This is a genomic window from Pseudomonas sp. NPDC089530 (genome assembly GCF_050280705.1).
Classification (GTDB): domain Bacteria; phylum Pseudomonadota; class Gammaproteobacteria; order Pseudomonadales; family Pseudomonadaceae; genus Aquipseudomonas.
The window spans coordinates 22,668-37,022 of the sequence record NZ_JBNNVU010000007.1 but is presented as its reverse complement, the minus strand read 5'-3'; the positions used below and the strand labels follow the sequence as shown (position 1 = coordinate 37,022).

At 58.3% G+C, this 14,355-nt stretch carries 8 protein-coding genes and 1 pseudogene; 3 read left to right on the top strand and 6 right to left on the bottom strand.

The window, feature by feature from the left end; translation table 11 throughout:
* Positions 1-1,158, bottom strand: coding sequence for an ATP-binding protein (locus tag ACQKQA_RS04405; RefSeq protein ID WP_427553916.1), 1,158 nt, complete (start codon positions 1,156-1,158; stop codon positions 1-3).
* Between the two features lie 675 nt (positions 1,159-1,833).
* Here ACQKQA_RS04405 and ACQKQA_RS04400 point away from each other — a divergent pair.
* Both ACQKQA_RS04400 and ACQKQA_RS04395 read left to right on the top strand, forming a co-directional pair.
* The gene (locus ACQKQA_RS04400) at positions 1,834-3,042 is read left to right on the top strand and encodes a hypothetical protein (protein ID WP_427553914.1); all 1,209 of its coding nucleotides are present in this window, start codon (positions 1,834-1,836) and stop codon (positions 3,040-3,042) included.
* A 217-nt stretch (positions 3,043-3,259) separates the two neighbouring features.
* On the top strand, positions 3,260-3,451 hold the full coding sequence (locus tag ACQKQA_RS04395) for an MbcA/ParS/Xre antitoxin family protein (protein WP_427553912.1): 192 nt from the start codon (positions 3,260-3,262) through the stop codon (positions 3,449-3,451).
* A 129-nt stretch (positions 3,452-3,580) separates the two neighbouring features.
* Here the strand turns inward: ACQKQA_RS04395 and ACQKQA_RS04390 are convergent, their stop codons facing one another.
* Positions 3,581-4,204: a DUF6988 family protein gene (locus ACQKQA_RS04390; protein WP_427553910.1), complete on the bottom strand. Its 624-nt coding sequence runs from the start codon at positions 4,202-4,204 to the stop codon at positions 3,581-3,583.
* A gap of 198 nt (positions 4,205-4,402) precedes the next feature.
* On the opposite strand from ACQKQA_RS04390, the gene ACQKQA_RS04385 reads away from it, so the two are divergent.
* The gene (locus ACQKQA_RS04385; protein WP_427554102.1) at positions 4,403-5,266 is read left to right on the top strand and encodes a M24 family metallopeptidase; all 864 of its coding nucleotides are present in this window, start codon (positions 4,403-4,405) and stop codon (positions 5,264-5,266) included.
* Positions 5,267-5,369: 103 nt separating this feature from the next.
* On the opposite strand, the gene ACQKQA_RS04380 is transcribed toward ACQKQA_RS04385, so the two are convergent.
* The 4 genes and pseudogenes from ACQKQA_RS04380 to ACQKQA_RS04365 form a co-directional block, all read right to left on the bottom strand.
* Entirely contained in the window at positions 5,370-5,636 is a 267-nt protein-coding gene (locus ACQKQA_RS04380; RefSeq protein ID WP_427553908.1) for an Arc family DNA-binding protein, read from the bottom strand.
* A 53-nt stretch (positions 5,637-5,689) separates the two neighbouring features.
* The gene (locus tag ACQKQA_RS04375) at positions 5,690-6,586 is read right to left on the bottom strand and encodes a hypothetical protein (RefSeq protein ID WP_427553906.1); all 897 of its coding nucleotides are present in this window, start codon (positions 6,584-6,586) and stop codon (positions 5,690-5,692) included.
* Between the two features lie 54 nt (positions 6,587-6,640).
* A complete protein-coding gene (locus ACQKQA_RS04370) occupies positions 6,641-14,047 on the bottom strand; it encodes a YadA-like family protein (protein ID WP_427554100.1) in 7,407 nt (2,468 codons plus the stop codon).
* Positions 14,048-14,152: 105 nt separating this feature from the next.
* Positions 14,153-14,260: pseudogene (locus ACQKQA_RS04365) on the bottom strand (hypothetical protein); the annotation flags it as partial.
* Positions 14,261-14,355 lie beyond the last annotated feature (95 nt).

Genomic DNA, 14,355 nt, shown 5'->3' with positions numbered 1-14,355 from the left:
TCAGCCCACCGGGATGCAAATAGTGAATACTGTGCCTTCAGCGGCGACCAATCGTTCCTTAGTACCCCTGGCTGATGGTTCGAACTCCATTATCCCACTGCGTCCTTGAAAAGCCTGATTTAACGAAAGTCGCCCTGTGCGCACCCGCACATAAGCCTTAAGTTTGTTTAGCGCCTGCAGCGCGGTATGCAAACCAATGCCAGACGTTTCTGGGTCAGGCTTGGATGAAACATGTCGCTTGAAGCACTCCAGTGTCGCGCTCAGTTCCTCATCAAAATCCAATTGCTCAAGGCTTTCGACCGGACGCCCTTCTTTGGCCGTCAGCCATCTCCGAGCGAGGCCAGGCCCACTGTCGATCACTGAAATCTCTAAAAAGTCCAGAACCTCCGACCTCAAAAAATGCTTGAGTATGAAGCGTGCCAGTTCGGGCTCTCGGTCTGAGTAACCCAAGGCGTCCTGGCGACTGATGCGGTTCAATTTTATTGATGTACCACGGAGCGCTTTCCTGTATTTGTTGCCCACGACATCGGTGGTAGCGTGCTGATCCGCGTTATCGATCAGCTCGTATAGAACGCTCCCTAGTTCAGGAAGACCAGCTTTAAGAAGCGCGGCCCTGTCTTTGTTAGCCGTCATGAGATTAGATGAGTGTGCAATCAATTCTGAAAACCAAGATTGCGGCTGAACCTGTGGTGAACTGTGATCAAAGTAGAACGGTTTGATGAATTCCCGTTTTGCATAGTTGACGCTGAACAGGTTGATAGCCGTAGGGCGAGCACCTTTGGTACTAGAAGTGTTACGGATGTCGCCGTCGAACATCGCCTCAATTAGGGGCCTTATTGCCATCAGGGCTTCGCGACGGTCAACAATCTGGTGATCCTCTGTATGGATCTCACTGCTCATGATGAGCGCGAAGAGACCAGCGGCGCTTTTGGCAACTTGAGGAATATGAGCGATAGCCTCCTCGACGGGGGCGTATAGATGCAGGACTGACTGCTCATAGGCCCGGGCCCAGGTAACAACAAACTGAGCTAGGGCCGCGTCTACCCCAAGCCCTCCTCCATGGCTCATGCTGATAGGCAGCCTGATTTGCGGATCCGTACCTATTGAGTCGTACAGACTTTCGATGTCATACAGGTTTAACTTTCGGCTGATTTGCATTCAGGCCCTCACGTTCCCTCGTTGCTTACGCACCGGTCGGCTACTGCTCGATAACGCATGAGTAGCCGGAAAATTGTTGAGAAATGTACTCGAAATGAACAAGTTGGGCGATGGGTATCCCGCCGCTGAATCTGGGGCCAGTGCTTCTGGTCTTAACCGCCTTTTGCTTGGGCGCGAGGAGTCGTTCCCCCCACATCTGCAACCAATCCTGAGCCTAATCATTCGACATTCGCAAGCGGTCGAGGGCCGAGGCCAGCCTTTCGTGATTAAGCAAGGCCTATCAGCGCAGCGAGATCCCAGGAGCCTGCACTTCCCGTTGGTATCGATCAATATGCCAAAAATTGCAGATATTGGCCAATTGCCATTAGTGTTGCCGTTGTACTAAGTGGGAGGCACCGCGCGATTTTGTCTGAGCTTCAGATCTCCAGTGGATGCTTGAATTTCCAGTAAATTTTCGCGATGCAGGGATGTCATGGTGCGTACTTCTAGCTTTTCCCCTTGTTGATAACAAACGCAACAACGGCAGTGTGAAAGTGGCCAATAGTCGCTTACAAGCTATCCTCCTTGTCCGACCGGCGTCCTAAACCGATAGGATCTGACCGATGCGCTTGCATGCAACTATGCACTCTATCTCTGTGGTAACGGCGGCACGAAAACACTGAAAGGAAGCAACCAATGCTCAAAAATGAATCAAAAAAGCTCGTACGCCGACCTATCACCACAACAATCTCCACCGACAAGATTTTGTGCCGTGATGACTTGGTTGATGACGAAATCTTCCTGAAGAAATATCTGACCTTCAGCAATGGTAAGAAACAAGCACTGCTCTCCCGCCTACCGCTGGACAACATTCTCAATGGCTTTTTCCAGAGAAATAACGGGCGATTCGACCTTGTCGAAGACCCTGTCCGGAGGGAGATGGTTGACCATGCCAAGGAGATGATCAGATCCGGGCACCGACCAGCGCTCTATGTCTACAAGAACATAAACTCAGACTCAGACGCTAAATTCATCGCGCCTGACGACACCGACGTCTACCTTGCTTACAAGGAACTGGGAATCCACAGAGTACCCGTCGTCATCCTGGAGACCTCTGCCGATCTTGTGGAAAGCGCGTTCCAGGTAAGGCACCAGTTTTTCCACGAAGAAAATCTGGGCGGGTTCATCTGTTCCACGATGCCCTTACCGGAAAAATCCGAGTATTACTCACTTCTCGGTACAAAGGAGTTCACCGATAACGACTCAAAGTTCGAGCACCTTCAAAGCACCATTGACGCCCTGACTGAGCGCCTGAAAAACTTTCACGGGGCCTATAGCGCCGGCATCCATTACCACCAGACACTGTTCTCCGTCCTTTATCGTCTGAGTGAAAACATTCAAGCGATCAGGCTACTGATCAAAAACAGCTTCTACTACCAAGCGGTCGCATTGCTTCGATCCGTTTATGAAATATCGTTGGACTTCTACGTCGATTGGCTAGCCCCAGAGCAGGTCGGCTTCTGGCTGCAGACCCATTCTGCAGTCGATCGCAGAGGGTTCGACGCGGCTCTAGTCCTGGCCTCGCGCTCCGATAATACAAAGCGAAATAAGGTATGGGCTGAGAGCCTGAGGTACTGCTATGACTTCTTGAACAATGTCAGCAACAAAGCCCAGATGTCCCCGCTCGGGCGAAGCTTTTATGACACCGTGTACACATTCACGTCAGAAGTCATCCATCAAGACTTCAATATGACCGAGATCTATGCGATTCGCATGGAAAACCCAGAGCACCGCAGCTTTGATGCTAAGGCCATTACTACCCTGGTACGCTGCGTTGACATGATCGCCGGGAAGGTTTACTTGCGCATACATCAAGATATTGGAACAGCTGACGATGTTGTGTAGTGGCGGCCAGGCAACCGTGAAATTGTACGGTTGTAGAGGGAGATAGTTTCTGTCGCTAGTCAGGGATGATTGCGGCTGATGATTCAAGACCCAATAGGCATTATTGAGGCTATCACGATGGAGAGCGGTTACTCGGCTACCTCAGCAGTCACCACGGAAGCACGTTGACGCCGTAGGGCGTCGCAGTCATCAACAACCGACTTCACAAGAGAGGAACATGAATTTTATCGAGCTGATCCGACGCCAAGCCGATCTCGTATTTGGCAACAAAGCGAAAGCCGACCATTGGCTGAATCAGCCGATGGTTGGAGTCATTACGTGCTCACGGTTGCAAGCGGCTCACAGTGAGGCGGGATACGAACTCGTGAAGGCTGAACTTGAAAAGCTCAGCCACGGATTTGCCAGTTAAAACGCCCCTCCCCAGCCTGGATTCAGCTTGATTATTTTTGATCTCAACATGAACGACACCGAAGCGTTGCTCCGGCATGTCGAAGCGTAGGCCGGGGATGTCTATCGTACCGGGGGTAGTCCAAAAAACTTAATCCAAATGATACAACTCGCACCCTTCTTTATAGGCGAAGTCCGCCCCGACAAGGTCTTCATGCACCACTCTCAAAATGTAATCCACTAAAAAAATCAAATAACTTGAACATAGTATTAACATGAGCCCACTTAGTTGCACCGGGCCAATCTTTCTCGATGCACTCTCCTCATCACGGAGCGCCAAGTGTTCCACCCCCCCGTGAGTAAGCTGATCCAAATGTGTGAAAACCGGGTGAGAAAGAGCAAATTTGCAGTCCTTCTCAAACCCTTTTTTCTGAATCTCTGCAGCAATAGCCTTTGTGGTATTAGTCATACGGCCTACAGAGTACTGCTTGATCTGCTCATCAGTAGCTACGTAAGAAAACCAAAACCCTCGCAGTGAATTTTCAACGATACTACGCATAAGGACGAAACTTGCAGAGCGCTGTTTCTCCAAAACAAGGGTACGAACACCTCCAATCAAATCAATAGCGAGATGAAAAGAGTGTCCTGCTAGATGCTGCCGCAAGCTCGATTTATCCACCACCTTCCCGACGACTTTCGCCAGCGTCCACTCTAATGTACGGAGGAGTAATCTGTACGCTCTCTCCTCAAGTTCTTCATCGGTAACGTTCGCCATATTCAACTGACTTCCCAAAACCGCAAAATATACCTATTTTTTCTGATTCTGTGGGAGGAGGAGCGAAAACACCTTTTACATAGAATTTAAAGTTTTGTAGGGTTCATGACTTTCTCGCCCAACCTCGACCAGATGCCCCCGGAACAGCTTCGCGCCTTGGCTGAAAAAGCCATGCATTCGCGTCCAAGGAACCATGTTTTGAAAAAAATCGGAATACTTTCACTGGTATGTTGTACAAGTGTTTTCGCCACAGAATCGCAGTACGACCACTACGCGGCAGGTAACGAAGAGCTTGGGGCTAGGATTGCTCAGCTGGATAGCGAGAAAATTTTGGCTGAGGAGACGCGGCTCGCCCCCCTCGCCAGTGACATGCTGCTTAAGGTCAAACCGATGATCCGCCAAGGCGGTAGTGGTATAGCGATTCAGCACTTTTTACTAAAGCAGTTTTCGCAGTATGGCTGGCGGCCGATGGCTGTGGGCTACATGGGGTACCCAGAGGCCGTGCCGGTTTCGGTGAATAATCAGGTGGGTAACGCAGTACCCACTGATATGCCTTTTCCGGATGCTGCACTTGTCAAAGTGGAGTTGGTAGCCGCATCGTCCCAGGCCCATGTAGCCCAGGCTTGGACATTCGCCACTCCCAATGCCACTGAACAACAGCGGCAACTATTGATGACAGCCCGCCGAGCGCTGCAAAGTGGTATCGCCCAGATTCGGGCTGGCGAACGGTTATCTAATGTGGGCAATGCCATTCAACAGGAGCTTGATGCCAACCAAGTGGTTGCCGTGCATGAGCTAGTGGGATACTCCATGGGCCAGATGCGGATTCAGAAACCTCAAGTGCTCGGTTATAAGAGCGCCATCGATGATGAAACCCTGATGAAATCTGGGCAGGTGCTAAACGTCTATGTGGTGGCGAAGTCCGGCACCTTCGGGGTACGGTTCCAACCGCCGGAATTCTGGACCGTTCTCACCCAAGACGGCGCGGATAGCGTGATGCTTTCGGCGATGGTCGAGGTGACTCATGATGGGCATCGCATACTGAGCAGGTTGATCGACTGAGTGTAACTGGATGCCGTTACGCAACCTGTAAGGCATCACTGGCTACTCCACACTGACGAGATCGTCGATCTACAAGGCCTCCCCTACCCTACGTTCGTGCGATTTATTCAGGCGTCGGGACTCCTGTGTCACCCCGCTCCGCACAATGGCTGCTGTGCTCTGCCCTATCTTTCTCCCCGAAAGACTCACGAATCGACGCGTGCCTGGCTCCATCATCAAGATCGCTTATGTGCAGCCCCGCCAAAGAGCGCTCCATCCGCGCGACAATTTCGGCATTCAAGCTGCGTCGGTTCTTTTTCGCGATGCGTTTCAACGTTTGACGCAAGCCTTCAGGTAATCGAAGAAAGAATCTGTCGACTGTTTCAGCCACCACTCACCTCCGGGCAACATGGGTTTCGATAGTTGATGTGTGTCATCACCTGTTCACTGGATCGAGGTGGGCTGTTGCGATGTCGGCGATGTCAGCAAGTCTTTGACGGCCGCCGAAAAGAACTCCACCGGCAGCGGGTATTCCTGCCCCATCAACCGGCCTTTGCCGTACCAGACAATTCCGCCCTGGCTCAGGACCAGACCGTTGCGGCCAAACTCGAAAACACTGCCAACGGAACTGCTGAAGACGAAGCGGTTGTCGTCCATTTGCAGCAGCTTGTACTGCGTGTTCGCGGGCGGAAGTTGTTCCTTGATGCGCTGCAGGTAAGTCGGGGCCAGGCGGGCAAACAACTGCCCGGCTCGTTCACGGTATTGCGGGATCGTCAGGCCTGGACTGCGCTGCAGCTCGGCGGCGATCAAGGCGAATATATCGGCGTTGGCTCGCGCCACGGCCAACTTGACCGACAGCGCCGACGTCAGCAACGCGTTATCGATCTGTAACGACGATTGCTCTGGCTGGCCGTTGGCGGCCGGTACGGTGACGGGGTGCATGAACTCGGCCACATTGACGGTCGACAGCACGGACGTCGCCAGATACGCCGCACAGGCTGAGGCCTGCCCTGGCTGATCGGCATTGACCAGCAACGAGAGCGGGCTGCCCTGTCGCGGCAAGGTCTGCGCGTCGATCCCCTGTTGCTTGAGAAAGGCGTCGACCTGTTCCTGTTTCACTTCGCCACGCGCCAACGCGCAAAGTTGCTCCATCATCAGTGTTTTGCGCGGCTCGTCGAACCTGGGCGCCAGTTGGAAAACCGCGTCCTGAATCACGGGTAGCGCAGGAATACGCAGCCATATACGCGGAGTATCCGTCGCCCTGTCGGCCAGAAACCTGTCGTAACCGGCCAGTGCCACCAGAGCGATCAGAATGGCGACGAAAATGGATTTCATGTTCATAGTGTTCTGCCTGAAAAAAGTTGGATTAAGACCTGCACAAGCCCCATCAGCGGGTCACCACTGATAGCCGATACCCACCGCCACCCCGACTCTGCGCTGGGTGTCCGTACTGCCCTGTAACTTGGTCACCCACCGGCCGTTGCCGGACATATGCGATACGCCAAAGGCCAGCGACGATTGACCGCGGTAACTGCTGGCGGCCGCCACCGTCATGCTGGAACCCGGTGAGTACGACTGCGGCAGACTGGCCATGGCCATCGCGCCGGCGATCCCCGCGCTGAGAATTTCGTCCTGCTGCTTGAGGTCGTTTTTCAGCTCCGTATAGCGCTGGTCGGTGTAGGCATTGGCACTGCTGGTGATGTCCGCCACGCTTCGGGTCAACTGGTCGAGGTTCACCGCATCCGTGCCGCGAGTGCCCGCCGCGAGGTTGGTGAGCTGCCGCTCATTGCCAGTACTGCCCACCGAGACGCTGTTGTCGCGATCCGCCACCGAGTTGGCACCCAGTGCCGTGGCATTCCTGGCCGAAGCCTTGGCCCCGTTGCCCAGAGCAACAGAGTTTTCCCCGGAAGCCTGGGACCGGGTACCGACCGTCGCGCTATTTTTGCCCGATGCCACCGCCCCCACTCCCCCAGCGATCGAGTCGACACCCGTGGCTTTCGGTTTGGCCGCCGCGCTGCTGTTGTTCACCTGGAACATGCCGTCGGTGCCGTTCTTGATGTTGGCGACATCACCTTCGACGGTGGTGATGCGGCCATCCTGCTGACCCGCATTCGTCCCCAGGTTGGCAATCGACTCATCGGTGTATTGCTTGGCTTCGGCCACTGCACCGTCGAGCTGACGCACGTTGACCGCATCATTGGCGTTCTTGCCGTCGGCAACGTTGCTGACCGTTCGGGTTTGGCCGGTCGCGGCGTTACCCACCGAGACCGTGCCCGCGGTCGCGTTATTCGCCCCCGAATACTTGCCGCTGTAGGTTTCTGCACCGCGCCCGTCATCGCTGGAGCCACTGCCCACCGCAACACTGCCGTCGGCGGAAGCCGTCGCGCCGCTACCCATCGCCACCGAGCCGTTGCCCGACGCCTGCGCCTGGGCACCCAACGCCATCGCGTCGGTACCGGTGGCAGCGGAGTCGGCCTTGGTCGAGTTGACGTGCAGATACTTGATGCCGCCTCCCGCGCCGATCAGGTTTTCGAGCCCGCCGACGCGGCCGCCCAGGTTGGTGATGTCCGTGGTGTTTTGATCCACCTGGTTGCCGACCACTTTCAGTTGGGCCACGTTGACCGCGTCGTTGTCTTGCGTGCCGGCGGCCAGCCCGGTGAGTTTGCGACTGCCCAGTGCCGTGCCGATGCCGATCTCACCGACTGACGTCTGCGGTGCTGCCAATCGATAGGCGCTGTAACCTGTCTCGGCACCGACCGTGGTCAGCGAACTCGAACCCAGCGCCACGCTCATGGCGTGGCTGGCATTGGCCCCGGCGCCCAACGCAACCGACTGCTCCGCCGCTGCCTGGGCCGCGCTGCCCAGGGCGATGCCGGACGCCAGCAACACCTGGGTATTGCGACCGATGGCGATGCCGCCGGCGGCGGCCTGGCCGACATTGGCCTGATTGCCGAGACCGATGCCGTTGTCGCCATTGACCACGGTGCCCGGGCCGATAGCGATCGACTCCGCGCCGCTGGCAAGCGAGTCCGTTGTATTCGTCGAGTTGGCGTGGAAATACTGCGTGCCGGTCGAACTCAGGGAGCCCATCGCGCCGGTCAGTTGACGCAGGGTCACGGCGTCGTGATCCTGGGTGGCATCTGCCACGTTGGTGATCTGCCGGTAACTGCCGGCCTTGCCCACCGAAACCGAGCCGAGCAAGGTGGCGTCCGAGGTGTCGTAGATGATCGTCCCGCCGCCGGCTGGAATCGAACCCGTGGTGGGTGCCAAGACCCGGTCGGCAACCGAGCCTTCACCCAGTGCGATCCCCCCCGCCACCTGAGCCTGGCTCAGATGACCCAGCGCCAGACCGCCGGCAGCCGTCGCATTGGCGCCTGAACCGACAGCGAATGAATTGACGCCTGCGGCAATGGACTGCGGCCCGATCGCGATGCTGTCCAGACCGTTGGCTTGCGAGTCGGCCAGTGTCGAGTTGCTGTGGAAGTACTTGATGCCGGTGCCGTTGTTGACGATGTTGTCGACGGTCTGGTTGGTCGCGAACAACTGCGAGCCATTGACTGCGTCGGTGCTGGTGGCGTTCAAGGCGCCCGCTGCGACGTTGGTCAACTTCACCGCGGTTCCCGCCGGGTTGAAGGTCACCTGGTTTTTGGTCACGGCATCGTCGTATTTCACCGCCACGGCAGCGGTGTTGGTCAGGCTGGTATTGAGGTTGCTCAGCGCAGCGCCGACGTTGTTGCTGATCAGCGGGCCGGTGTTGCTGCCAGTCGCGCTGATGCTGCTGGTCGAATAACTCGGGGCCGTCCACACGCCGGTGGCTGGATCGAGTTGTGCACCGCCGCCCAAAGCCAGCGCTGCGCTTTGGCCGATCAGGTTGAGCTGGCTGACGTTCACCGCGTCCGTTGCGCTGGAACCGGCAGCAAGGCCAGTCAGGCGACGGCCATTGGCGCCGTTGGCGATGTTCACTTCCCCCCCAGTCGCCGCCCCGCCGACACCATAAGCTGCGTTGGCCAGTGTCGCGCCCGTGGCCGACGAGTTGGAACCCAGCGCTACGCCGTTGGCAATGCTCGCACTCGCGGTTGGGCCGATGGCCACACTGTCCTGGCCGGTTGCGCTGCTGTCAGTGAGGGTCGAGTTGCCGTGGAAGTACTTGATGCCCGCGCCGTTGTTGACGAGGTTGTCGACGGTCTGGTTGGTCGCGAACAACTGCGAGCCGTTGACTGCGTCGGTGCTGGTAGCGTTCAAGGCACCGGCCGCGACGTTGGTCAACTTCACCGCAGTCCCTGCCGGGTTGAAGGTCACCTGTGTTTTAGTCGCAGCATCGTCGTATTTCACTGCCACAGCGGCTGTGTTGGTCACGCTGGTATTCAGATTGGTCAATGCAGCGCCAACGTTGTTGCTGACCAAAGGCCCGGTGTTGCTGCCAGTCACGCTGATGCTGTTGGTCGAATAACTCGGTGCCGTCCATACCCCGGTGTTTGCATCAAGCGCTGCGCCGCCGCCCAGGGCAGTCGCCGTATCCTGCCCGGCTTTATTCAGTTGGCTGACGTTGACGGCATCCGTTGCGCTCGAGCCAGCGGCAAGGCCAGTGATGCGACGACCCTCAGCGCCGTTGGCGATGTTGACTTCACCCCCAATCGCCGCCCCGCCGACACCATAAGCCGCATTGGCCAATGTCGCGCCCGTAGCGGATGAGCCGGCGCCCAAGGCAACGCTGTTGTCGACGCTGGCTGTAGCGCCATTGCCCAGCGCAACACTGCTGGCTCCACTGGAAACAGCGGCCGGCCCCATCGCCACGCTGTCCTGGCCGGTTGCGCTGCTGTCGGCGAGGGTCGAGTTGCTGTGGAAGTACTTGATGCCGGCGCCATTGTTGACGAGGTTGTTGACGGTCTGGTTGGTGGCGAACAACTGCGAGCCATTAACTGCATCGGTGCTGGTGCTGTTCAACGCTCCGACTGCGATATTGGTCAACTTCACCGCGGTGCCTGCCGGGTTGAAGGTCACCTGAGTTTTAGTCGCGGCGTCGTCGTACTTCACCGCCACGGCCGCCGTGTTGGTCAGGCTGGTATTGAGATTGGTCAATGCAGCGCCGACGTTGTTGCTGACCAGCGGGCCGGTGTTGCTGCCAGTCACGCTGATGCTGTTGGTGGAAAAGCTGGGGGCCGTCCATGCTCCAGTATTCGCATCAAGCGCTGCGCCGCCGCCCAGGGCGGTCGCCGTATCCTGCCCGGCTTTATTCAGTTGGCTGACGTTGACGGCATCAGTCGCGTTGGAGCCGGCGGCAAGGCCAGTGATGCGACGACCATCAGCGCCGTTGGCGATGTTCACTTCACCCCCAGTCGCCGCCCCGCCAACGCCATAAGCCGCATTGGCCAACGTTGTGCCCGTGGCGGACGAGTTGGAGCCCAGCGCCACGCCGTTGGCGACGGTCGAACTCGCTGCCGGACCGATGGCCACGCTGTCTTGACCGGTTGCGCTGCTGTCGGCAAGGGTCGAGTTGCTGTGGAAGTACTTGATGCCCGCACCGTTGTTGACAAGGTTGTCGACGGTTTGGTTGGTCGCGAACAACTGCGAGCCGTTCACTGCATCAGTGCTGGTGGCGTTCAGCGCACCGGTCGCGACATTGGTCAACTTCACCGAGGTGCCTGCCGGGTTGAAGGTCACCTGTGTTTTAGTCGCAGCATCGTCGTATTTCACTGCCACAGCGGCTGTGTTGGTTACGCTGGTATTGAGGTTGCTCAGCGCAGCGCCGACGTTGTTGCTGACCAGCGGGCCGGTGTTGCCACCGGTCGCGTTGATGCTGTTGGTCGAATAACTCGGAGCGGTCCACACGCCCGTGGCGGGATCAAGTTGTGCGCCCCCGCCCAAGGCCAGCGCTGCGCTTTGGCCGATCAGGTTGAGTTGACTGACATTGACCGCATCCGTTGCGCTGGAGCCGGCGGCAAGGCCGGTGATGCGCCGGCCATTAGCGCCATTGGCAATGTTCACTTCGCCACCGGTTGCCGCGCCACCCACGCCATAAGCCGCGTTGCCCAGCGTTGAACCTGTCGCGGACGAGCCGGATCCCAGAGCAATGCTGTTGTCGAAACCGGCCGAGGCACCATTGCCCAGCGCAACACTGTTGGCACCACTGGAAACAGCGGCCGGCCCCATCGCCACGCTGTCCTGACCGGTTGCACTGCTGTCGGCGAGGGTCGAGTTGCCGTGGAAGTACTTGATGCCCGCACCGTTGTTGACGAGGTTGTCGACGGTTTGATTGGTCGCGAACAACTGCGAGCCGTTGACCGCGTCGGTGCTGGTGGCGTTCAAGGCACCGGCCGCAACATTGGTCAACTTCACCGCAGTGCCTGCCGGGTTGAAGGTCACCTGTGTTTTAGTCGCAGCATCGTCGTATTTCACTGCCACTGCGGCTGTGTTGGTGACGCTGGTATTGAGGTTGTTCAGCGCCGCGCCGACGTTGCTGCTGACCAATGGGCCGGTGTTGGCACCGGTTGTGCCGATGCTGTTGGTGGAATAGCTGGGGGCTGTCCATGCTCCGGTGTTCGCATCAAGCGCTGCGCCGCCGCCCAGGGCAGTCGCCGTATCCTGACCCGTTTTATTCAGTTGGCTGACGTTGACGGCATCCGTCGCACTCGAACCGGCGGCGAGACCCGTGATGCGACGACCGTTGGCGCCATTGGCGATGTTGACTTCGCCACCCGCTGTCGCTGCCCCGCCGACCCCATAAGCCGCATTGGCCAATGTTGTGCCCGTGGCGGACGAGTTGGCGCCCAGCGCCACGCCGTTGGCAATGGTTGCACTCGCGAACGGGCCGATGGCCACGCTGTCTTGGCCGGTTGCGCTGCTGTCGGCAAGGGTCGAGTTGCTATGGAAATACTTGATGCCCGCGCCGTTATTGACGAGGTTGTCGACGGTCTGGTTGGTCGCGAACAACTGCGAGCCGTTGACTGCGTCGGTGCTGGTGGCGTTCAAGGCACCGGCCGCGACATTGGTCAACTTAACGGCGGTCCCGGCCGGGTTGAAGGTCACCTGAGTTTTGGTGGAGGCATCGTCGTATTTCACTGCCACGGCAGCGGTGTTGGTCACGCTGGTATTGAGGTTGGTCAATGCTGCGCCAACGTTGTTGCTGACCAAAGGCCCAGTGTTACTGCCAGTCACGCTGATGCTGTTGGTCGAGTAACTTGGCGCCGTCCATGCCCCGGTTGTCACGTTGACCGACGCGCCGCCACCCAGGGCCGACGCCATGTTCTGGCTGCTCGCGAACAACTGGCTGCCATTCACGGCATCGGTGCTGGTAGCGTTCAACGTACCTACCGCGACATTGGTCAACTTCACCGCAGCCCCCGCCGGGTTGAAGGTCACCTGGTTTTTAGTCGTGGCATCGTCGTATTTCACCGCCACAGCGGCTGTGTTGGTCACGCTGGTATTGAGGTTGTTCAGCGCCGCGCCGACGTTGCTGCTGACCAATGGGCCGGTGTTGGTACCGGTTGTGCTGATGCTGTTGGTGGAATAGCTCGGCGCGGTCCATGTCCCGGTGCTCGCATCAAGCGTTGCGCCGCCGCCCAGGGCGGTCGCTGTATCCTGCCCGGCTTTGTTCAATTGGCTGACATTGACGGCGTCCGTGGCGCTGGAGCCGGCGGCGATCCCGGTGATGCGACGGCCATTGGCGCCGTTGGCGATGTTCACTTCACCCCCAGTCGCCGCCCCGCCTACACCATAAGCCGCATTGGCCAACGTTGTGCCTGTTGCGGATGAGCCAGAGCCCAGGGCAACACTGTTGTCGAAACTGGCCGTGGCGCCATTGCCCAGCGCAACGCTGTTGGCACCTCCGGAAACCGCCGTCGGTCCCATCGCCACGCTGTTCTGACCGGTCGCGCTGCTGTCGGCGAGGATCGAGTTGCTGTGGAAATATTTGATGCCCGCGCCGTTGTTGACGATGTTGTCGACGGTCTGGTTGGTCGCGAACAGCTGTGAGCCGTTCACCGCGTCGGTGCTGGTGGCATTCAGAGTACCGGCCGCAACATTGGTCAGCTTTACCGCGGTTCCGGCCGGGTTGAAGGTCACCTGAGTTTTGGTGGAGGCATCGTCGTATTTCACTGCCACGGCAGCGGTGTTGGTCACGCTGGTATTGAGGTTGGTCAATGCTGCGCCAACGTTGTTGCTGACCAAAGGCCCAGTGTTACTGCCAGTCACGCTGATGCTGTTGGTGGAAAAGCTGGGGGCCGTCCATGCTCCTGTGTTCGCATCGAGTGCTGCGCCGCCGCCCAGGGCAGTCGCAGTGTCCTGACCCGTTTTATTCAGTTGGCTGACGTTGACGGCATCCGTCGCGCTGGAGCCGGCGGCAAGCCCTGTGAGGCGACGACCGTTGGCGCCGTTGGCGATGTTGACTTCGCCACCTGCTGTCGCTGTACCGCCGACCCCATAAGCCGCATTGGCCAGTGTTGTGCCCGTGGCCGACGAGTTGGCGCCCAGCGCTACGCCGTTGGCAATGGTCGCACTCGCGAGCGGGCCGATGGCTACGCTGTCCTGGCCCGTCGCACTGCTGTCGGCCAGGGCTGAATTGCTGTGGAAATACTTGATGCCCGCGCCGTTGTTGACGATGTTGTCGACGGTTTGATTGGTGGCGAACAACTGCGAGCCGTTGACTGCGTCGGTGCTGGTGGCGTTCAAGGCACCGGCCGCGACATTGGTCAACTTCACCGCGGTGCCTGCCGGGTTGAAGGTCACCTGATTTTTAGTCACGGCATCGTCGTATTTCACCGCCACGGCAGCGGTGTTGGTCACGCTGGTATTGAGGTTGGTCAACGCTGCGCCAACGTTGTTGCTGACCAAAGGCCCAGTGTTACTGCCAGTCACGCTGATGCTGTTGGTGGAATAGCTGGGGGCCGTCCATGCTCCTGTGTTCGCATCGAGTGCTGCGCCGCCGCCCAGGGCAGTCGCAGTGTCCTGACCCGTTTTATTCAGTTGGCTGACGTTGACGGCATCCGTCGCGCTGGAGCCGGCGGCAAGACCAGTGATGCGACGACCGTTGGCGCCGTTGGCGATGTTGACTTCGCCACCTGCTGTCGCTGTACCGCCGACCCCATAAGCCGCATTGGCCAGTGTTGTGCCCG

Excerpts from the sequence above, each read along its gene's own strand:
- ACQKQA_RS04405 (WP_427553916.1), bottom strand. The coding sequence starts at position 1,158 with ATGCAAATCAGCCGAAAGTTAAACCTGTATGACATCGAAAGTCTGTAC.
- ACQKQA_RS04400 (WP_427553914.1), top strand. The coding sequence starts at position 1,834 with ATGCTCAAAAATGAATCAAAAAAGCTCGTACGCCGACCTATCACCACA.
- ACQKQA_RS04395 (WP_427553912.1), top strand. The coding sequence starts at position 3,260 with ATGAATTTTATCGAGCTGATCCGACGCCAAGCCGATCTCGTATTTGGC.
- ACQKQA_RS04390 (WP_427553910.1), bottom strand. The coding sequence starts at position 4,204 with ATGGCGAACGTTACCGATGAAGAACTTGAGGAGAGAGCGTACAGATTA.
- ACQKQA_RS04375 (WP_427553906.1), bottom strand. The coding sequence starts at position 6,586 with ATGAACATGAAATCCATTTTCGTCGCCATTCTGATCGCTCTGGTGGCA.